Below are 22038 nucleotides of genomic sequence, written 5' to 3'. Positions count from 1 at the left end.
CTTATGGATTCGTCAATGTATATTCATTGATAGAGCCACCTGTTTTCGGACTTGCTTTCAGGCGTGTCAGCACCACTTTGGCATCGTCAAGCGAAGTAATAGTGAATTCCAGCGTACCGCCGCTTCCGGTTGGAGGAGGCGTAAGATCTTTCAAAATAAGTTTGGAATCGCCTTCCAGGTCCCAGTTTCCAGTGAATGTAGTTCCGTCAACGTCTGTAAAAGATACCGTTTTGGCGCCGGAAGCATTGGTTAATGTAAGTCTGAACCCTGAATAAGCAGGAGTGGTGTTATTAGATCCTCCCCTGGTGTAAACGGTTGTACTTCCATGTTTCACAGTTTCTGCAGTCCAGGCCTTTGCGATGCGCTCGGATACCGGCTTTACTTTTTTCTTACACCCGGTTGCGGCCAATGTAAGAACCAGTATCGTACACCAAAGAAGAGAGTAACTTTTTTTCATATTTATTTTCATGAATGTCTTAACAAAACGCCAAGTTCCTACTTTTTAGTCTTATTATCAAAATATTCCCGGAAGATCATTTTTAATTTCCTGCCGAATGAGCGTTATCATTAAATTGCGGGCTAAAAGTTTAAAATGAAGGAATACACAAGGGCACAATTGGCGCTTCGAAACGGGCAGGACCGGGAGGAAATCTGGTGTGCATACAAAGGAATTATTTACGACGTAAGTACCTCCCGGCTGTGGCGGAACGGCCATCATTATGAGCATTGGGCCGGGCAGGACCTGACCAAAGAACTGGGCGATGCCCCGCATACCGAGCGCGTTTTCGAACGTTTCAATGCAATAGGTAAGCTACAAAAGGAACATTCCAACTAACAATTATCATTCAATGGCCGACAGCCGACAGCTGAAAGCCGACAGCCACTATGACTTCCTATTTAATCGCCGACAGCGGATCTACCAAAACAGATTGGGTGGTGATTGGCTCCGGATCGGAAACGAAAAATTTCCAATCGGCAGGAATCAATCCTTTTTACCAAACGGCCGAGGAAATCATTCCTGTGCTGGAAACACAGGTGTTACCGCACCTTGCGGACACTGTCGAAAAGGTGTTTTTTTATGGGGCGGGTTGCGCAGATGAAAAATCAAGCCGGCCAGTCATGAGTGCTTTGTTACATTGCATTCCCGCTGCGGATACCATTGAAGTGGCGTCGGATATGCTCGGCGCGGCCCGCGGGCTGTGTGGACATGCGCCCGGGCTTGCGTGTATATTAGGTACAGGCGCGAACAATGCTTTTTATGATGGCAGTCATATAGTACGTTCCATCGGGTCGCTCGGTTTCTGGCTGGGGGACGAGGGGAGCGGGTCATATCTTGGGAAAACATTGGTGGTACATTTCCTTCAAAATGAATTGCCGGCTGACCTGCATGCACATTTTGCTCAAAGATATCCTCAGACAAACCGGTTGAATGTACTGGATCATGCATATAAAAAACCATATCCAAACCGGTATTTTGCGGCATTCTCCCAATTTATTGCTGAAAATATAAAACATCCATTTATGCATAATCTGGTAGAGAATGCGTTTGGTTTGTTTATTGAAAAGTACATTCTGAAACATGAAAATGCCGGGGAGTACCCAGTACATTTTACAGGCTCCATTGCATTCTATTATCAGGATATCCTTAAAAATATATTGAAAACGAAAGGGTTACAGGCTGGCAGGATACTAAAATCTCCGCTGGAAGGTTTGGTACAATATTATTCCTGAAAGCATGAAGGATCAGAATTTTATCCTCAATGGCTTAACTTAGCTGTCAGATCAATTTCAAATGTCGAGACGTACCATCCAATCACTCACTGTTTTTTCGGCCCTGCTCATCATCGGGGTTGTGATCACGCAGATCTACTGGGTGAAACAAGCTTTGGACCTGCGGCACCGTCAGTTTAACCAAAACGCCCACGTAGCATTACAGGACGTTGCCGGAAAGCTGGCGTCCGTGAATGGGGTCATGCAAACTTCCAATCCGGTGGAACAATTGTCGCCTGAGTATTTTCTGGTGAATACCAATTCCACCACTCAGCCGGACCTGCTCGAACATTTTATCAAAGACAGCTTTCAAAAGCACAACCTGATCACTGATTTTGAGGTCGGGATATATGACTGTACTACCAACAGAATGCGGTATGGCATGTCGCTTAGCACGAAGAACAATGCTAAAATCCCTACCAAAACGACCAATTGGATCAAAACCGACAAGTATCCGTACTATTTCGGGGTAAGGTTTCCGGAGCAGGAGACCTATTTTGCCGGTAGTATCAATGGGGCCATCTGGTCGTCGATACTGGTCCTGGTTGCCGTTTCATTTTTTGCTTATGCCCTGTTTGTCATTTTGCGGCAGAAGCAACTTTCAGAAGTGCAGCGGGATTTTGTAAATAACATGACCCACGAACTGCAAACGCCTATTTCGACGATCCGTATCGCAGCAGATGTACTCAATTCCGACAACATTGTAACCCAGCCAGCACGCCACAAACGATACTTACAGATTGTGCAGGATGAGATTTTGAGGTTACAGGGGCAGGTTGAAATGGTACTCTCCATGGCAAAGGCGGAGCGCAATGCACTGACATTGGAGAAGGAAATGCTCAATGCTGAGGAAATGATCAGGTCTATATTGATGCCTTTTGAAGACAAAATTCAATTTGAATGCCACGCGGAAAACAATGTGATCTATGCAGATCCGTTCCATTTCCGGTGTATGATCAATAATCTGATAGACAATGCATTAAAATACTCCGACGACGTGCCCGACGTGGCCATTAAAACATATAGTAAAGGCAAGTATCTGGTGATAGCCGTCCGTGACCAGGGAATTGGCATTGCGCCGGAGTACCAGAAGAAAATTTTCAACCAGTTTTTCCGGATTCCATATGGCGACGTACATAATGTGAAAGGGTTCGGGATCGGGCTGAGCTACGTGAAGCAAATTGTGCGTGCGCACCACTGGAAGCTCGACCTTGAAAGTACATTGGGCAAAGGGAGCACATTTAAAATCACTATTCCACAGAATAAGTAAATGAAAAAGAAGATTTTATATGTAGAGGACGATCCTAACCTGGCATTTGCTACAAAGGATAATCTGGAGGAATACGATTACGAAGTGGTTCATGCCAAGGATGGGGCAGAAGCACTAAAAATTTTTGGTAAGGAACATTTCGATATCTGCGTCCTGGATGTGATGCTTCCGAGAATGGACGGCTTTTCACTCGCTGAAAAAATCAGGGCTTCAGACAGCCAGGTCCCGATCCTTTTTCTCACCGCCCGATCTTTGCAGGAAGATAAGATCAAAGGCCTGAAACTGGGCGCGGACGACTATATTACCAAGCCATTCAGCATTGAAGAGTTAAAGCTTCGGATCGACGTTTTTTTGCGCCGTAGCAAATCCGATCAACCCGCTCCTGTTAAATCTGATCCCAATAAAGTAGGTAGTTACACATTTGATTTCCAAAAACTTACATTGGCAATCGACGGAAGTATCCAGAACCTGACATTCCGGGAAGCAGAAGTTTTGAAGTACCTCGCAGAAAGGACTGATCAGGTGATCCGACGAGATGAATTGCTGAAAGCGATCTGGGGAGACGACGATTATTTCATGGGCCGCAGCCTCGACGTTTTTATATCCAGACTACGAAAATACCTGTCCGGCGACCCCGATATCCGCATTGACAATGTGCATGGTGTTGGGTTCAGAATCAGATGGTGAGTGTATTTTTTTAAAATTTGTTTTACTGTTACTTGCCTAAAAAAAAATAATTACGCATCTTTGCACCCTCATTTGGAAAAATTGCAAGGTTATGGCTAAGGTTTGTCAAATTACAGGTAAAAGAACTCGCGTTGGAAATAACGTTTCTCACGCTAACAATAAAACAAAACGTAAATTCTTCCCGAATTTGCAAAAGAAACGTTTCTTCCTTCCTTCGTCAGGAGAATGGGTTACGTTGAAAGTAGCAACTTCTGCTCTTCGCACCATCAACAAGAATGGTATCGAAGCAACTATACAAAAGGCTTACGACAAAGGAACGCTTACGTTCTAAAAAAGTTTACGAATTTATTGGAAAAGGGCTTCTCTCTATTCGGGAAGTCCTTTTTTTCGTGGATTTTACCAGTTTAAACCATTTCCTTCATGGATTCTCCCGGCAGTGTATTTCTTCTATTAGGATCCAATCTGGGGGATAGGTTACTGGTTATGCAGTCCGCGCGTGAGCTTATTGCAGAAAAAGTAGGGACATTGCGCTCGCAATCGTCCATTTACGAAACTGAGCCCTGGGGTATACTGGATCAGCCTGCTTTTCTAAATCAGGTGATTGAAATAGAAACAGCATTGGGCCCGGAAGAAGTTTTACGTCACATTCTCGACATCGAGCATGAGCTCGGGCGCGTACGCTACGTGCGCTGGGGAGCACGGGTGATTGACATTGACTTACTTTTTTATCAAAACGTAATCCAGGACACTGCCCGGCTTACATTACCTCATCCAAGAATTCAGGACAGGCGGTTCACGCTCGCCCCGCTCGCCGAAATCGCCCCGGATTTCATTCACCCAATATTTGGAAAAACCGCTTTGCAACTATTAGAGGAATGCACTGATATCAGTAACGTGTCAAAAATTTCATAAAATAGTTCTATTCTGACAATACGGCTTCATTTTAGTTGTTTGGCCACTTATTCCCGTTTTTCGCTAGTTCATCATTTTTTTCTGTCATATTACCCTGATTAGCACCAGTTTTGTCGGCCGTTAAGTCACTGTGCCAATAATTTTATTGACAAATTAAAAGGGGGAGAGTGCTTTCAGTTGTCATATCAAAAAGGAAAAATTCAATTTTGATATTTTGAGTAAAAAACTTCCATCCACATCATTTGCTCCGGCGTCAAATCAGTACGTTATGAAAATTAAGCCCATGAAAAACAAACTACTTCACTATTGCCTCTTTTTGGTATTCTTTTGTGCCGCCATTCCCGCGATGGCGCAAAACCGGCACACCGTCAGCGGTTTTGTAAAAGACCAGTCCAACGGAGAAGGGTTAATCGGTGTTTCCGTTTATGTACGGGAAGCCGAAACCGGGGTAGTAACCAATCCTTACGGTTTTTATTCCCTTACACTTCCAAGCGGTTCCTACACATTGGTGTTCAGCTATATTGGTTACCAGAAAGTAACAAAGGAATTTACGCTCGACGCTGACAAGACCATCAGTATTGAAATGGCTGACGAAAGCAACCAGCTTTCCGAAGTGACGATTTCTACACAAAAAGAAGATGAGAACGTCCGGAGTATTGAAATGTCCGTAAATAAAGTGGAGATGAAAACCATCCGGAAAATGCCCGCATTGCTCGGTGAGGTCGACCTTATTCGCAGTATCCAGCTCTTGCCGGGTGTAACTACCGTGGGAGAAGGAGCTTCCGGGTTCAATGTACGCGGTGGTGATGTTTCTCAAAACCTTGTTTTGCTCGATGAAGCGCCGGTTTATAATTCCTCTCACCTTTTCGGGTTCTTTTCGGTATTCAATCCCGATGCTGTAAAGGACGTGAAGCTGATCAAAGGAGGTATTCCTGCACAATATGGCGGAAGAATCTCGTCGATCCTGGATGTGCGTATGAAAGAAGGTAATGCCAAAAAACGCGAGATCAATGGTGGCATCGGTTCTATTTTTTCAAGGCTTACTTATGAGCAACCATTTGCAAAAGGAAGAGGATCATTTATCGTGGCCGGCCGAAGGTCTTATATAGATGTACTCGCTAAGCCTTTTTTGAACTCAGATTTGAAAGATTCGAAGTTTTATTTCTATGACCTTACTGCCAAAGTGAACTATCGTTTGGGAGATAAAGATACATTTTACGCTTCCGGGTATTTTGGTAAAGATGTTTTCGGAGGTGGGGATTTTGGGTTTGGCTGGGGCAATGCTACTGCCACCGCCCGCTGGAACCACATTTTCTCCAACAAGCTCTTCATGAACCTGACGGGTTATTATAGTAATTACGACTATAACCTGGGCCAGAACCAGAACAAGCCCGATGCAAAGGACAAGTTCGACTGGAAATCCAAGATCATCAGCACCAGTATCAAACCTGATTTTACATTCTACATCACGCCTAACAACCAGCTGACGTTCGGTGGGCAGTACATATATTATGACACACGTCCCGGCAAAGCGACAGCGATTTCCGAAGGCGAAATGACCGATATCAGCCTCGAATCGCGCTATGCCGATGAATCTGCATTGTATGTGGGCAATGAATTGAAATTCGGCGATCGTGTTTCATTGCAGTATGGCGTGAGATATTCCTATTTCCGTAGCCTCGGGCCGGGTACCGAATACCAGTATGCCGAAATCGAAAAAGGCAAACGCAAGGAGCCGATCTTCCCGGGTACCGAATATAAAAAAGGCGACGTGATCAAAAGCTACGGCAATCTGGAACCCCGCGCCGCACTGAATATTGGTATTACTTCCAATGCTTCCATTAAAGCAAGCTATAACCGTACATCGCAATACCTGCATTTGCTATCGAACACCGCAGCGAGCTCGCCGTTGGATGTATGGACTTTGAGTGGGATCAATATTAAGCCCGAAAAAGCCGACCAGGTAGCATTAGGGTGGTTCCAGAACTTCTCGGACAATACTTATGAGGCTTCGGTTGAAGTGTATTACAAAAAAATGTACAACCAGATCGACTATGTGCCTGCTTCCGACCTGCTTTTGAATGAATATTTCGCCGGCGACTTGCTTTTTGGCAAAGGCAGGGCCTATGGAGCGGAGTTTTATGTAAAGAAAAACAAAGGCCGTCTGACCGGCTGGGTTAGCTATACGCTTTCAAGAACTGAACGTAAGGTAGAGTCTGTCAACAACGACGACTGGTTCCCGGCACGCTTCGACAAGCCACATAACATTACCGCTGTGGCGATTTATGAGTTGACCAAGAGACTGACATTGTCGTCGAACTTCACCATTCAAAGCGGTACGCCGGCCACATTCCCGACCAACCGCTACACCGTTGGCGGCATCATAATCGGAAACAATTACAATGGCGCACGGAACAACAGCCGCATCCCGGCCTACCACCGCCTCGATCTGGCAGCGACATTGAAGGCAAAAAGGAAGCTGTTCAAAGTGGGTGAGGGCGAATGGGTATTCTCGGTCTATAATGTTTACAACCGTCGTAACCCCTTCTCGGTCTATACAAGGATCAATGAGGACAATCCGCTTAAAACAGAGGCTGTACGCTACTCGGTGATCGGAAACTTCATTCCTTCCGTCACCTACAACTTCAAATTCTGATAGTAACCCAACGGAAATCATTATTAAGCCTGAAAACAGCAACGATGAAAAATCTTATCAATAAAAAATACATCAAATTCCCCGCATTATTCGCACTTGCAGCGCTCACGCTCACAAGTTGCGAGGATGTAATCAATCTCGAAACAGCTAACGGAACTCCCCAGCTCGTAGCAGACGGCTGGCTAACCAACCAAGCTGGGCAGCAAAGCATTACATTATCATGGTCGGGTGCCTACTTCGATAACAGTACGCCGAAGCCTGTCACAGGTGCCGTGGTGACGGTTACCGACGATAAGGGCAAAGTATATAACTTCGAAGACGCAGATGGCGACGGTAAATATGTGTGGGGAAAAACGAATGCGGATACGCTTGGGCACGTGGGTCGTACCTATTCGCTCAAAGTCGTGAATGGTACTGACACATTCACCTCCACATCGGAACTGAAACGCGTACCTACTGTGGATTCGGTAGTGTACCGGCATGAAAAATGGCCTTTTGAGCCAGATAAAGGACCGCGCGAGGGATATGTAGCCCAATTTTACGCCCGCGACATCGAAGGTGTGGGCGATACTTACTGGATCAAACCGGTGATCCGCGGCAAGGCCGTAGTGGACAAAGGTGAAAACATTTCAATCGCGTATGACGCTGCATTCGGTGCGGGCGCCCCTTCTGATGGATTGATTTTTATCCTGCCCCTGCGCGAATCCATCACGACCGATTCCTTGTATTCTGCGGGAGCCGAGGTGGGTGTGGAGCTGCACAGCATTACTTACGAGGCATTCGAATTCCTCAAACAGGTGAGCGAGCAGGCTGCAAACGGTGGATTGTTCGCAACACCTATCGCCAACGTCCGTTCCAACGTCATCAATGCCGATCCGAACGGCCCGAAAGCCCTCGGTTTTTTCAGCGCGTCGGCGGTAAGCCGCAAGGAAACGGTGATCGATCCTGAAAAAGCCCGTCCCGACGACAATTAAGATTACACTTCAACAGCAAATGTATCCACTGGCGAGCCTCTGTTCCCAGTGGATTTTTTATTATATTTCATCCTGAATCGAACCGACCTATGAAGCATATACTGTTACTGCTGCTATTCCTGCCGCTCACGCTCATTGCCCAGAAACGTCCCCGCGAAATGGGTATCAAAATTGGTGTGCTGCCTGCCGGTACATTGAATGCGATCACGGATGTTGCAGGCGTGAAAGTGGGACAGGTTACGCTAGTGGAAGGCGCTGATATTCGGACAGGTGTCACTGCTATTATCCCACACGACGGAAACCTGTTTCAGCAAAAAGTGCAGGCGGCGATGTATATTGGTAATGGATTTGGTAAAATGACGGGCTATTCGCAGGTGGAAGAGCTGGGAACGATGGAGTCGCCCATTGTTCTTACCAACACATTGAGTGTTCCGACAGCTGCCGATGCGATTATCGACTGGACATTGGGACAAAAAGGAAATGAAAATGTAAGATCGGTCAACCCGGTGGTGGGTGAAACTAATGACGGTTTTCTGAATGATATCCGGGGCCGTCACGTCCGGAAAGAGCATGTACTGAATGCACTGGCCCAGGCAGAAAACGGGCCGGTAGCCGAAGGAAATGTAGGGGCCGGGACGGGGACTGTCTGCTTCAACTGGAAAGGTGGCATAGGAACTTCATCCCGCAAGCTGCCTGGAAAACTGGGCGGTTACACGGTGGGCGTATTGGTTCAGACTAATTTTGGCGGGGTGCTCAAAGTAAACGGAGTACCCGTAGGTCAGGAGCTTGGCAAGTACGCATTCAAGGAGTCGCTTGATAAATCGTCCGACGGTTCCTGCATGATGGTAATTGCTACGGATGCTCCGCTGGATGCGAGAAATCTTAAACGGCTTGCAAAAAGGGTCATGCTTGGTATGGCCCAGACGGGCGGAATTGCGTCCAACGGCAGTGGCGACTACGTCATTGCATTTTCGACGGCGAATAAAGTACTACACGAAACCGCAGAATCTATATTTAGTGCGGCATTCTTACATAATGACTATGTCTCGCCGCTTTTTATGGCTGCGATAGAATGCACCGAAGAGGCGATCATCAATTCGCTTTTTATGGCTAAAACTACGGAAGGTACCCAGGGGCATAAAGTGGAGGAACTTCCGGAAGAAAAGGTACTTGAAATCATGCGAAAATACGGGCGATTGAAGGAGTAAATGGCGGTTGCAGGCACATTGAATTATTTTACCTGAGATGTAGGCGTAGTTACACCTGGAAAATCAGGGATAACCTGATATTTTGATCAACGTATATACTATAAAGTCAGTGTTAACCACTAAGGCTTTCCCTTATAGTTGACCACTAAGGTTTTTTATGCAACAAAATGACGGAAATGTGCTTCGGTATCAGGTAATTACGAAACCAAGTAATCTTACCTAGATTTTTCTGTACTTTAACGTATTGACGACAGGTATATCAAAAGACTACCTTTGGAACCACAATTCAGAATACTCATCCCCGGAAAATATGGAACATTCTACTACACACGCGTGCTTAGTTCATCCCCATCCGCTGGAATGTGAAGCGGTTGCGGAGTGGCTAAGGAGAAGGTCTTACATAGAGTTGGTCGGAAAGTGCAATAACCTGGATCAGATCACCCAACTGCCTTATTTGAAAGAAGTTGACATTGCCGTAGTGTTCGCTCACCACACTGAAAAGACTGCTGATCAGATACTTAAAATCAGAAAACTTTATCCCCGCCTTAAATTTTTACTACTTGCCCCAAGCCCGTCTGTTGAGTCAGTCAGAGAGGTGGTGCGCTCCGGAGTGAGCGGATACATTGTTTTTGAATCGGAACTGGATGAATGGGAAAGGGCGATCAGGGCGGTGTCAGAAGGTAAAGTATATTACGGTCAGGAAGTAATGATGAAACTGGCGGAAACCTCCGTAGATACATTCATCTCAGAGCGGGCTCCTACTACCAGGGACTTTTTGAGCAAGCGGGAGGTGGAGATATTACGCCTGGTAGCCAGTGAATATTCTACCAACAGGATTGCTAATGAGTTATGTATCAGTGACAAAACAGTTGAAACGCACCGCAGGAACCTGTTTCAAAAGTTAGGCGTGAAAAACTCGGTAGGCCTTACCAAGATCGCCGTGAGAATGGGCGTTGTTTAGTCTTCGGGCATTCATGGAATACCCTTAAAAAACCATCAAAAAACCATATTAAATTTCAGGGTAAACAGCAGTACATTTCAGGGTATTTGCCGATTGAACCAGCGCTTCCAAATGGGCAACTTTGTCTAAGTATTTTAATTATGGAACTGACGAAGCGCGAAAAAGAGATCCTGGATCTGATCATGGATGAGTTAAGCTCAAAGGAGATAGCTGAAAGGCTACAGGTAAGCATTTCCACCGTGGAAGCTTACCGCCGGAGCTTATTCAGGAAGTTTGGGGTACGTTCAGTGATCGGCCTGGTGAAGGCAGCAATGAAAATGTAGCACATAGTAATTGAACTCAGTATGATGGCAGATATCCGCCGCATGGCAGTGAATTGGGTGGACGGGATGAAAATCTCACGACAGCATTTTGTTGAAACAGATGATTATCACACAGACCAGGTCCGCAAAGCACAAGCAGTTTTTCAAACACCGCTGAATTATGGTTTGCTACTTTTAAACGACGGGACCGAATCTCTTCAAATGCAGGTTCTGGGAGATGCAAGTCAGCAGATCAGGGTTAAAATAGATCATTTCTCAGGCATTGCCCCGGACGGTAGCCTGCTGGAAGTAGCCGAAAAGGATGAACTAAGACTGGATACGTCGCTGGCGCAAATCGTAGAACAATATCGTTTGCCAGCAGCCCAGAGCCTTGAAATATATATAGTAATCAATGTCAGCTTATTCGAAAGGCAGCAGGTTGGTACCCCGCTGGACTCAGAAATACCGATCAGGCACCCGCACACACTACCTTTTTACAAAATCAGTCTGGTACCATCTGAGCTCATTAATGCTGAACAATGGAGCGGGGCCGGATTGATCATTGGAAAAATAGAATACAACAATTCAGAGCTGCGGGTAATGCACGACTTTATTCCCGCCTGCAGAATGGTGAAAAGTCACAAAGGATTGCGTGAATGGTATAATAAATTCGGAGGGTATCTGAACGATATAGAAATGTACTCATTTCGTATCATGCAGAAAATCAAGACGAAAAGCCAGAAAAGTACGCTTTCGGATAGTGTGCAGATGCTGGTAGAAAGATTGGTCAATGTGTTTGCGACTGCCAATGTTTCCTATCAGAGGCAGGTACCTTTTGAGCCGCCGATTAATATGGTTGTTTGCCTGATCCAGGTTGTTCAAAGCATTCGTACCTCGCTGGAATGTCTCACTGACAGGGAAAAAGAAGAGTTGCTGGGTTACCTGGGTGAATGGGCTGACGATTCACCGGGAAGTTTGGAAAAGAAGATACTATCGGTGATCCAGGTTCCTTATAATCACAATGAAATGTTGCCTTGTTTGCGGATCATGGATAGTTTTTACAGCATGTGGACCGCATTGTTCCTGAAACTGAGCCAGCTGGAATTCATAGGAAAAAGAAAAGGTCAGCAAGTGTTCATCATCGAAAGCCCGGTACACGAACCACCAATACAGCCAGAAAAAACAAAATCCCGATGGAGCCCGCTATAACCCAACCCCAACCCCAACCCAAACCCAAACCCAAGGCTTAAGCCTTGGGCTAAGAGAACAAGGGACCTAGACACCCAACCCAGGGCTTCAGCCCTGGGGCACAAAGCCACCAACCATGCACAACCAATGGAACCCGTCAACAAAAATCAGCGAAAAACAGCCATAGGAAGGTTCGTAGGCATGTATATGCTTTCCCTGACATTCCCGATAGTGGCGGTATACTTGCTGCTTCGCGTCCCAGATTCTGTGTCGGCGTCGGAGGCCAAAAGGTATCGCCAAATTGTGGAGGAGCAGACACCAATGCTTGTCGATACGGACACTTTGAGCCATATCTCAAGAAGACTAATACAACTGGACGGCGCATATAGCAGCGCCACTGACGAAATGGCCAAAGCAACGGCACGAACGCAGCTTGTGGACATCGAAAGCCGCATCAATAGCATTATGAGTCATTTCAATGCATTGTCGGCCACGGCAGTTCATGAACAAAACAAGAGGCTTTCGACAGGGATTGCGAAGCTTACCGAAGCACTGGTAACCTACCGCCAGACGATCGGAGAGCTAAGGAGAACGCTCGATAGCAAAGGAATTGATGTACAGGTGGTTAATGATTTGAGGAACCAGATCAATATGAAAGACCTGGAAATCAAAAGTATGGAACGTCAGCTCCTTGCAGGTGGAGGCGGCGGAGGTGGTGGCGGAGGCGGTGCAGACCCGGCTGCCAAAGAACTACAAACCAAAGTTACAGCCTTACAACGCGATCTTGATAACTGCAAATCAGCCAAATCTGGCGGTGGCGGTGGGGGTGGAGGAGATGCTGCAGCGATTCAAAGGCAGCTGGATGAATGCCTTGCTGCGAAGAATGGTACAGCCGTAACTTACCGTGAATGGCTTCGGTACTCAGAAGCGGAAGGATATTTTCAATTGCTTACCCAGGGAAATCTCAGAAAGAACGATAGAAAGGTTTATTACGATCAGGCCAAACAGATCTTTGACGGCCTGCAGCTTTCGACGGCGAATAAGGAAATGAAGTCAAAAGCGACGGAAAGGCTCATCAGCTTACAGAAGAATCAGCCTTAGATGAACGATAGTGCGACAGGCACTCATTAGTGGAAAGTATTTTCATATTTCTATTAAATCATTTCAATGCAGACCGAAGCTCTCAGATACGCGATCAATGTTGCGCAGTCACTCGCGCGGGAATACCGACAGGAACGTTTTGGACCGGCCCATTTACTAATGGCGCTGCTGCATAATGACGTCGGGCTGGCTTCGGAGCTGGTCATGGCAGGCAAGGATGTATCCTACCTGCGGGACTGGGCAGAGGTAAGGCTGGAAGAAAGCCCCAAATCGATTAAAGTACCGGAAACTCCATTGTCCGACAGCCAGGCGGCGTCCTGCCTGGAACTGGCCGAGCTGATAGCCCTGCAACTCAATACAGACACAGACCCATTGTGTGCATTGGCCGCTATTTTGAAACCGGGCGTCGGATTTTCAGCTGATCAGCTAAAATCATTGCCAGTTACCCAGAAGGAAGTACTGGCTATGAACCGGCAGACATCGGCCAGCCAAAGTGAGAACGGAAGTTCGGAAGAGGCAAAGGCTTCGCCAAAACCGGCTGGTACAGCAAAAGCGGGTTCAAGTAATCTTGAAAAATATACTTCTGACAAAACCCAGAGAGCCGCGGACGGCAAAACGGATTCTGTCATTGGCCGCGATCGGGAAATTCGGCAAATGGCGGAGATACTGGGACGGAGAAGCAAGCCCAATGTTATTCTCACAGGTGAGCCAGGCGTCGGTAAATCAGCGTTGGTGGAAGGTTTTGCCAAATTGATATCCGAGAAAAAAGTGCCTCAGCTACTTCAAAATGCAAGATTGCTGGAACTGGACACAGGCGCATTGGTTGCGGGCGCTTCATATAAAGGCGAAATTGAGGAGCGTTTGAAAGGGATTTTGAATGAAATAAAAGCATTTGACAAAGCGATTTTATTCATTGACGAAATACACGTTTTGCTGGATCCGAAAGGTTCGGTAGGAGCAGGAGTCGCGCAGTTGCTGAAACCTGAACTGGCCAGAGGCGAGCTGACATTGATCGGCGCTACTACGCCGGAAGAGTACCGCAAGTACATTGAAAAGGACGAGGCATTTTCGCGCAGGTTTGAAGTACTGCATGTGGAGGAACCTGATGAGGCCACAGCTACGCGGATGATCGAGCATATCCTGCCGGTTTACGAAGCGCATCACGGACTGAAAGTAGCACCAGGTACCGCCGCAGAAGCAGTGAAATTGTCGAAAAGATATGTGAAGGAACGTCGTTTACCGGATGTAGCACTGGATTTGTTGGACAGGACCATGGCTGCCATGCGGCTAATGGAGGAGGTTTCGGAAAATGAGCTGATCTCGTTGCAAACTGACCTCGACGCGCTGTTAGCCACTGACGAAGCCGAGAGGATTCACGAATTGAAATGGTTTGCACGGCAATTACCCAATCGATTGAGTCCATTGCTTACTGGCAAACTCGAACAAGACGGAGAAGAAGACTTCGAAACGGCAGAAGGTATTCACGGTCATTTGAGTAGCAAACTAGCAGCTTTGCAACAGCTGGCAGTCCAACGTTCGGATAGTGTTGGTAAAAACGAGATTGCAGCCGTCATTTCCCATAAAACAGGCATTCCATTAGGCAAGCTGCAAAGTTCTGAGCGGGATAAGCTGCTGGGCATTGATGAAGTTTTGAAGAAAAGAGTAGTTGGCCAGGACCAGGCAGTGAAGGCACTCAGCGAGGCCATTCTGGAATCTCGTTCAGGGCTGATCAAGGCGGGGCAGCCTACCGGATCGTTTTTCCTGCTGGGACCTACCGGTACTGGTAAAACTGAAATAGCAAAAGCACTGGCGGATTTTCTGTTCAATGATGAATCGTTCCTGATTCGGTTCGATATGTCGGAATTTAAGGAGGAACATTCCGCAGCGCTGTTGTATGGCGCACCTCCTGGCTATGTTGGTTATGAGGAAGGTGGGTTGTTAGTCAATAAAATACGCCAGAAACCCTACTCAGTTGTTTTATTCGACGAAATAGAAAAAGCGCACCCGTCTGTTTTTGACCTTTTTCTTCAAATTCTGGATGAGGGCAAGTTACACGACAGGCTGGGTAAAGAGGGGGACTTCTCCAACGCGGTGATTCTGTTCACTTCCAACATTGGTCAGGAACACATTGTTCAGGAGTTTAATAAAGGAGGAATTCCGAAATCTGCCGATCTGATGGAGATCATGGCGAAGTACTTCCGGCCGGAATTTTTGGCAAGATTGACCGAGATCGTTCCTTTTGCTCCGATATCCGAAGAAAACGTCGTGAAGATCTTCGACATTCATTTACGCGGGCTCACCGACCTGATGGAAAAACAGGGTATCACTTTACAACTCACTCCGGAAGCCAGAAAACACATTGCAATGCAGGGCTTTACGCCGAGATACGGTGTTCGGCCATTGAAAGGAGTGATCCGGAATATGCTGCGAAGGCCTATCAGCAGAATGATCATTTCGGGGGACATTGGCAAAGGTTCGGTGATCAGATTAAGCCTCGGCGAGGATCAGGAAGTGATTTGGGAGACAGAAAAAGCAGACGTGGAAACTATAGTTTCTTAACGCAACAAAATTTCAAAGACTATGCACATTCATTTATTCAGAAACGCAAGGCGCTGGGATTCATGCCTTTTGCCAATCGATGACACTACTTTTGGCCTGATATTGCAGTTCAAAGTGCATCTGGTACGTGTAGAACCTACCACCCGGTTTTTCAGACCGGACACCCATGCCACCGGAAACGGAATTTTACATGATACCTATGGTACTTTTCACCTGGATGCCTGGGATAACCGCGACTGGGAGGAATATAAAAGGAGGTTTGTGGAGGTAGTGCAGCGGCATTGGAGTGACCGGTTTATTTTGGATCCCAACAAGGACTGGTATACCCCAAGATCAGGAAGTACGCGCAATTCGGCCACGATACAATGCGGTCTGTCCATTCAGCTTGTGGAAACTGCCGCCCAGGCGCATCAGACCTACCGGATCATTCACCCACGTGAAGACGGTTTCCGTTCCTATGTGGAAGAAGCCAACCGTTCAGGACTTTTCACACACCAGGACCTGGAATCACATTGGAATAACCGTCGGACAAGAGTCGGTACCGCCATACACAGCGTTGATTTTTTACAGACTACGATTAACCATGAATTCGGTCACACATTGGGGCTGGATCACGTGAATGGAGTCGGTAACAGCGATTCACATTACGGCGTGACATTGGAACAAAGAGAAAACCAGATGGGCATGGGCGGCTTGCTGACAGGCCGGCACGCACAACCCTGGATCAGACAAATGAGGTTTCACGCTATACCACGAACGCATTACGACACCACAGTTCAATTCAGAGGACGGGTCGCTAGCCCTCAGCTGATTGAATATTGGGATAATGACTGGCAGCCGGCGACGACTGCTTCGTAAATACTTTCAGGATTTTCACTGCTGCATCAAAGCCAAATCGAAAGGAATGCAAAAGTTAATCAGTATCATCATTTTAGGGCTTGTGTTTTTGCTGGCGGCTTGCAACCTGTTTGCGCCGGTAGATCCCCTGGGCCCGCAGGTTTCGGAAGTTACCATACTGGGAGTGACCAACACTTCGGTGCGGGTAAGCGCTCAGGTAGCAGACCCTGACGCGAAAAACAGCCGACAAGAAAAGAAAAGTGGCAAAATTCAGGATTTTGGATTCGTCTATGGCATTCTCGATCCGCCTACGATTGAAAACGGGTATGTAGAACAGGGAGGTCAAACGATCACAACTTCTCCGTTCAACTGGGAGGACCAGATTACAAGGCTTTCGTCCCAGGAAAAATATTTTATCCGGGTATATGCCAAAAACGAAGGTGGAGGTATCATTTACGGCCCGGTTGCTACTTTCACGACGGGGAATTTCGTACAACCAACGCTTAGGACCGTCAGTGTTTCGGGGATAAAACAAAGCTCTGCTGATGTGAATTATACCATTTCGGTTGCCAACAGTAATGCAACCGTATCCAATTACGGAGTTTGCTATTCCAGCACAAACCAAGCACCTACTGTGAATGACCTGAAAGTTCAGGTAGCGGGAGCTGCAAAAACGGGTACTTATGTGGCCAGCCTGCCCAATCTTTCTTCCGGTATCACCTATTATGCCCGGGCATATGCTTCCACCAATGCAGGAATCGCTTATGCCAATGTGCTCAGTTTCACCGCAGGTCAGCCTGCGATATTGAAAGACACTTCCATCGTTCTGAATTATTCCAATACCTACGACCTTGAAACAGGCGACTTACAATCGAGGAATGGGATGGAGGATCTTTACTGGTATCCTTACGGTCAGCCGGCAGGCATTTATCCCAAGAACGGGGCCAAGTTCTTTGTCATGCCCAATGGTACTGATTTTAAAAGTTTGAAATACTCGGACTTGCTGCCATTGAAATACACGACTGACTTTATCGACGGCAGCTATACGAGCAAAACCAACAAGCTTTCCAATGGCACAGTGGTGGCTTATGTGACCAATGTAGGTCATTACGGCAAGATGAGGGTCAATTCCAAAGGTACCGATAGGACTGAGATGGATCTTTACTCAGGCAACATGGAAGTGTCCATTGTGACGTACAACAACGATTAAGGGTTTACGTATATTCACGATAGTAAGGTAAATTAACTAAGGGAAAACCTTGAACACAATGAGAAGGAATCTGGCAAGATATGGCGCTGCAATGTGTATGACTATGCTCTACGGATGCAATCTTTTTGCGCCGGTGGACCCGCTCCCTCCTGCTTTTTCTACGATCGAAGTGGTGGATATCAAGCGTAATGAAATTACCGTGAGCGGCATCATTCAGAAACCGGATAGCAAGAATGACAGGCAGGAAAAGAAAAGCGGCGAAATCATGGAGTATGGACTGGTTTACGGAACAACTCAAGTCCTGAGTGTCGAATCGGGCAAGGTGATCAAACTCGGAACTACGGCTACTTTGCCGCTGACAATCCAGAACCAGAAGATCAGCGGGCTGGTTGCCAATACACAATATTACGTGGCAATTTATGCCAGAAATGAAGGGGGTGGGATGGCCTACAGCCAGAGCGTGAATGTGAAAACAACGGATCAACCGGGTATTTTCACCAGTAAGGTCTCCATCAAAGTGCCCGTGAGCGGTGGTTCATTTTATGATCTGGACGAAGGGAAAGTAGTGGCCAAAGGTGATGCCCAGGCTGACGTTACCATGGACTTATTTACTATTTCGGGAAGAGGGACTGTACTGGGAATCGCGGTGGCAGACGGAGTTGTTTCCAAAAACATGGGGATCGTTGATTTTAACTCCCTAACCTACTTGCAATTACTGAACACTATGGATTACAGACCCGATGGGATTTCACTGCTCATGAACGCTACAACTGCCAATACTGTGATTGCTTTTAAGACAAAAGGCGGACGGTATGGTAAATGGAGAATAGAATCGCTGACTGGTACTGACCTGACTATGAGCCTGGTCTCTTTTGAAAACTAACTCTGGATTATGAATAAGACTGTTCTACTTTGGTTTGTCCTGCTCTCGGTACCATGCGTTGCACAAGACCGCATCTGGCTGGACAATGGAAATCCGGTTCAGGCGAAATTGAGCCGGGCTATGGATAGCAAGCTGGAATGGATTGCGGCTGACGGTATTCCGCGTGTTTACCATCGTAAAAGGTTCCTGGTTGTGTTTGCTTCCAGCGGCCAGTTTATGGTGATTTCGGAACTGAATGAAAGCGCATCCAAGGCCCAGACGCAAATCGAGGCATTTTACAAAGCGCCTCCGAGAAACATAAGTCAGGACATTATCGTGAAAAGCGTCCCGCTGACTGTGATTACGGGGACTATTTCCTACGAAAGTGACGAGGTGATCAACTATATGACCATTGAAGGGAATCCGGCTTCTATCAACAAGGAGGAAGTGGCGACGGTCATTTACCGTGACGGCCACCACGAGATACTCAGGGATGTTGTGGATGTGGCTCCATTGCTTGCATTGGCACATAAGGAAATTGAAAAAAAGGAAATGGAGATCGTACGGCGCGATCAGGAGAAACCAAAAGTGCCTGAGCCAGCCAAAAAGGTGCAACCCCAAATTCCCAAAGAACCTGTGAAGCCGTTTTTGACAGATACAGAATACAAAGAGTATAGCCAGAAGGGCATCCGGCGGGTGGACGAATTTACTTCCTACCTGCGCATCATAGGCGATAAAACCATGAAGTCGGAGGAGAAAAATAAGGCAGTACAGCAAGCATTGAGCCTTTTTGAACCTCAGGCGACCGTAGCGGTGAGCTCAGCGAAAGGCGTTAAAAAGTACCCGGTGAAGGAATATTTAAACAGACTGAAATTACTGCCTTACAGCAAGATCAACATCACCTGGAACGAGGTCAAATATGTGAGTGAACTGAAACAGGAGGCGGACGGGAACTACTACGGAATTATTGCCGGACAGCAGGTTTTTGAGGGATTTGCAGCCAATGGAAAAGTAGCCTACGGGGATATTACCAAGAAAAATATCCGCGTAAAACTGGAATCGTATCAGAAAACCATTGATGGTAAGGATACGGTAAATTGGGAGGTTTTGCTGGGGAATATTGGTGTTGAAACCAACGAGGGACAATGAAATACAAACGTTTTTTGATGACCCTGTTATTGTTCCCGGTAACAATGACATTGCTCCACGCCCAATGCGGGTTCCTGGCAGGTAAAGTCACGGACATGTCCGGGTCGGGGCCGCTCATTGCAAGCCTGTCGGCCAAAACCGACCAGGGAAAGGTACGCTTGGGGAAAACAGATAGTCTCGGTGTGTTCAATGTGGAAATGCCTTGCCATATTACGGAGCTGACGGTCGAATCTCTCAAATACCAGACTTTGCATATCCCGGTGAATGTCGATGGTAAGGCTGAGGGCACCTTTTTTGTTACCGTTGCTATGGTGCCACAGGGCAAGCAAACCAGTGACGAACCTTATGCGCAATCGGAACAAACGCATTTTGAACTAAAAGACAGTACCAAAACACTCACTTCTATTGTCAGGCGGTTTGAGGTAAAAGACGCGATGACGAATGAGTCGCTACCGGCCGAAATATGCCTCTACTATACCCAAAAGCAAAAAAAGGATTGTTTTAGTCTAGTAATTTCCCGCCCGACCGTCGAAGTGATTTTTACTGAAAAAGACATTGTCGCGCTGGAAGTGAAGTCGCCGGGGTACCAGGCTTACAATGGCAACCTGATCCTGGACAAAACAGACGATGAGCCGAGGACTTACATTATCAAGCTGAACAGGCAGCATACCATTTTATCCGTCAACATTATCAATGCAAAAACGGGCATTCAATGTCGGCTGACCGAAGAAAACAAGGAGGTAGTAGCCATGAACCGGATCAATGACGGCCATTACTATGCGGAACTCGTGTCAGGTAAATCGTACCGGTTTGTGATATCGGCCGGGCAGGATCAGAAAGAATTTGTAAACGCGGTGGCCTCCCTGAAAGAAGGGTTGACATTGAAATCGTTCCGCCTGCCGGACAGGGAATTGCCCGTCGCGCCGGTTGAAATAGTAAATAAAAGCACGATAACAGCCTCAGACAAAACACTGTACTTTCCGAGAAGCGATTACAAGCTGCCATTGCAATCCAGGACTTATCTCGACTCAGTCGCCGTATTTATTATGGAAAATAAAAACAAAGGCTTGCGGATTACAGGCCACACGGACAATGTAGGCAACCCCAACCTGAACCTCACATTATCGGAGTACCGCGTACGGGTTATCTCCCGTTACCTGGTTGGGAAGGGTGTTCCTGAAAAAGTGATTGTGGCCTCAGGCCTGGGAAGCAAGTATCCGGTGAGGCCCAACGATACCGAAGAAAACAGACGTATGAACAGGCGTGTAGAGGTTCAAATAGTTGATTTACAATGAAAAGTAATTTGAAATCATGATACAGGGGATGAGAAATTTTACAAACTCAAAATGGTGCATTGTACTATGGATCTGGGCTGGGTTGGTGATTGCCAGCGAGTCAAATGCCCAGGTGATCAGCCGGAAAGATGCCGACGAAATACGCGTGCTGGCCCGGGAAAAGGTGAAAGGGCTTAATGATCTTCTCAATGCAATCGCCAATGAAGATCTGAGCAATTACGAGCGCCGGTACCTGATGATGAACAGCTATATGCCCAGCAATGACCAGATTTTTGTCAATGACGGGGTGATAGTAGAGGATGATGTAGACCCAAAACACAAAATAAGCGCCCCCGGCCTGGATACACCCATTGAAAAATACCTCAGCAATTTCGATTTGTTTTATACCAAAACGGAGACCAACACCATTGAATTCACAAACCTGGTCGTGTCCGACGTGAAGGTGGATAAGTATCCTTTTGTCAAAGTTTTTTATACCCAGCATTTCAAAGGGAAGAGTAATAAGGATAATGCGCCATACCAGCCTATTGCACGGGTTGCGGAGCTGCGGGCCGATAAGTCGGCAAGTAATGACTGGATCGTGTACCTGACGCGGGTCGCATTCAACTCGTCCGACAATGCGAAAGCAGTGCCTGTTACGCCCAAACCTTCCGCTACATACGATTCGCTCCAACGCAAAAAGGAGCCGGTCGTAGCCAAGGCATCAGATAGAAAACCGGTTGCTACACCTGAGGATACCAAAGAAGGAGAGCGGGTTTTCAAGGAATTGAACAAACCGAATGATGCCGAAATACAGAATGCGAGGAAATGGGGGGCTATCAAGCTCGGTGCCGGTGTTGCCGCACTTGCTTTCGGGGCGGTCACTTACAGCATGCTGAACAAGGATTATAAAGATTACAAAAAGCGCATTGACAATCCCGAGGGATTGATGAGTTACGCCAAGCCCGGGATTTACATTTCCGTGGGGGCCGCGGCGGTAGGATTGGGGGTGTCGTTAAGTTCGCTTTTTGATTTCAAGGCGGCAAAGGGGAGGTGAGGCTGTCGGCAATCGGATTTGGAAATTATTTAAAACTAAAAATAGGCTGACGGCTGACTGC

General features: G+C 46.9%; 21 protein-coding genes. 20 read left to right on the top strand and 1 reads right to left on the bottom strand.

Annotated features, from left to right (window positions below; translation table 11 throughout):
* Position 1 precedes the first annotated feature (1 nt).
* Positions 2–457 carry a hypothetical protein gene (locus ON006_RS23935; RefSeq protein WP_244822544.1) on the bottom strand — a complete coding sequence of 152 codons (456 nt, stop codon included), beginning with the start codon at positions 455–457 and terminating at the stop codon, positions 2–4.
* Between the two features lie 135 nt (positions 458–592).
* Between ON006_RS23935 and ON006_RS23930 the strand changes: the two genes are divergently transcribed.
* From ON006_RS23930 to ON006_RS23835, 20 genes are all read left to right on the top strand, one after another.
* Positions 593–835: a cytochrome b5 domain-containing protein gene (locus ON006_RS23930; protein WP_244822543.1), complete on the top strand. Its 243-nt coding sequence runs from the start codon at positions 593–595 to the stop codon at positions 833–835.
* A 50-nt stretch (positions 836–885) separates the two neighbouring features.
* On the top strand, positions 886–1731 hold the full coding sequence (locus tag ON006_RS23925) for an N-acetylglucosamine kinase (RefSeq protein ID WP_244822542.1): 846 nt from the start codon (positions 886–888) through the stop codon (positions 1729–1731).
* Between the two features lie 61 nt (positions 1732–1792).
* Positions 1793–3040 carry a sensor histidine kinase gene (locus ON006_RS23920; protein ID WP_244822541.1) on the top strand — a complete coding sequence of 416 codons (1248 nt, stop codon included), beginning with the start codon at positions 1793–1795 and terminating at the stop codon, positions 3038–3040.
* Positions 3041–3727 carry a response regulator transcription factor gene (locus ON006_RS23915; protein WP_244822540.1) on the top strand — a complete coding sequence of 229 codons (687 nt, stop codon included), beginning with the start codon at positions 3041–3043 and terminating at the stop codon, positions 3725–3727. It abuts the gene before it with no gap.
* Between the two features lie 91 nt (positions 3728–3818).
* Positions 3819–4058 (top strand): 50S ribosomal protein L28, encoded by a 240-nt coding sequence (gene rpmB / locus ON006_RS23910; RefSeq protein ID WP_031528537.1) that lies wholly within the window; start codon positions 3819–3821, stop codon positions 4056–4058.
* An 89-nt stretch (positions 4059–4147) separates the two neighbouring features.
* Complete coding sequence (folK, locus tag ON006_RS23905; RefSeq protein ID WP_244822539.1) at positions 4148–4639, top strand: 2-amino-4-hydroxy-6-hydroxymethyldihydropteridine diphosphokinase; 492 nt, start codon at positions 4148–4150, stop codon at positions 4637–4639.
* A 283-nt stretch (positions 4640–4922) separates the two neighbouring features.
* Positions 4923–7295 carry a TonB-dependent receptor gene (locus ON006_RS23900; RefSeq protein WP_244822538.1) on the top strand — a complete coding sequence of 791 codons (2373 nt, stop codon included), beginning with the start codon at positions 4923–4925 and terminating at the stop codon, positions 7293–7295.
* Between the two features lie 44 nt (positions 7296–7339).
* Positions 7340–8269, top strand: coding sequence for a DUF4249 domain-containing protein (locus tag ON006_RS23895; RefSeq protein WP_244822537.1), 930 nt, complete (start codon positions 7340–7342; stop codon positions 8267–8269).
* A gap of 89 nt (positions 8270–8358) precedes the next feature.
* The gene (locus ON006_RS23890; protein ID WP_244822536.1) at positions 8359–9477 is read left to right on the top strand and encodes a DmpA family aminopeptidase; all 1119 of its coding nucleotides are present in this window, start codon (positions 8359–8361) and stop codon (positions 9475–9477) included.
* Positions 9478–9787: 310 nt separating this feature from the next.
* On the top strand, positions 9788–10438 hold the full coding sequence (locus ON006_RS23885) for a response regulator transcription factor (protein ID WP_244822535.1): 651 nt from the start codon (positions 9788–9790) through the stop codon (positions 10436–10438).
* Positions 10439–10578: 140 nt separating this feature from the next.
* Positions 10579–10761, top strand: a complete 183-nt coding sequence (locus ON006_RS23880; protein ID WP_244822534.1) for a response regulator transcription factor — start codon at positions 10579–10581, stop codon at positions 10759–10761.
* 21 nt (positions 10762–10782) lie between these two features.
* Positions 10783–11949, top strand: coding sequence for a hypothetical protein (locus tag ON006_RS23875; RefSeq protein ID WP_244822533.1), 1167 nt, complete (start codon positions 10783–10785; stop codon positions 11947–11949).
* A gap of 126 nt (positions 11950–12075) precedes the next feature.
* A complete protein-coding gene (locus ON006_RS23870) occupies positions 12076–13029 on the top strand; it encodes a hypothetical protein (RefSeq protein ID WP_244822532.1) in 954 nt (317 codons plus the stop codon).
* A 66-nt stretch (positions 13030–13095) separates the two neighbouring features.
* The gene (locus tag ON006_RS23865) at positions 13096–15588 is read left to right on the top strand and encodes an ATP-dependent Clp protease ATP-binding subunit (RefSeq protein WP_244822531.1); all 2493 of its coding nucleotides are present in this window, start codon (positions 13096–13098) and stop codon (positions 15586–15588) included.
* Between the two features lie 21 nt (positions 15589–15609).
* Complete coding sequence (locus ON006_RS23860; protein WP_244822530.1) at positions 15610–16446, top strand: zinc metalloprotease; 837 nt, start codon at positions 15610–15612, stop codon at positions 16444–16446.
* A 46-nt stretch (positions 16447–16492) separates the two neighbouring features.
* Positions 16493–17635, top strand: coding sequence for a hypothetical protein (locus ON006_RS23855; protein ID WP_244822529.1), 1143 nt, complete (start codon positions 16493–16495; stop codon positions 17633–17635).
* A 58-nt stretch (positions 17636–17693) separates the two neighbouring features.
* Positions 17694–18518 (top strand): fibronectin type III domain-containing protein, encoded by an 825-nt coding sequence (locus ON006_RS23850; RefSeq protein ID WP_244822528.1) that lies wholly within the window; start codon positions 17694–17696, stop codon positions 18516–18518.
* A gap of 9 nt (positions 18519–18527) precedes the next feature.
* Complete coding sequence (locus tag ON006_RS23845) at positions 18528–19646, top strand: hypothetical protein (protein WP_244822527.1); 1119 nt, start codon at positions 18528–18530, stop codon at positions 19644–19646.
* The gene (locus ON006_RS23840) at positions 19643–20941 is read left to right on the top strand and encodes an OmpA family protein (RefSeq protein WP_244822526.1); all 1299 of its coding nucleotides are present in this window, start codon (positions 19643–19645) and stop codon (positions 20939–20941) included. The genes ON006_RS23845 and ON006_RS23840 overlap by 4 nt, the downstream gene beginning before the upstream one ends.
* A gap of 28 nt (positions 20942–20969) precedes the next feature.
* The gene (locus ON006_RS23835) at positions 20970–21977 is read left to right on the top strand and encodes a hypothetical protein (protein WP_244822525.1); all 1008 of its coding nucleotides are present in this window, start codon (positions 20970–20972) and stop codon (positions 21975–21977) included.
* The last annotated feature ends 61 nt before the right edge of the window (positions 21978–22038 follow it).

The organism is Dyadobacter pollutisoli, from assembly GCF_026625565.1.
GTDB lineage: Bacteria > Bacteroidota > Bacteroidia > Cytophagales > Spirosomataceae > Dyadobacter > Dyadobacter pollutisoli.
The sequence above is the reverse complement of the archived record's forward strand: the minus strand, read 5'-3'. Positions and strand labels throughout refer to the sequence as shown.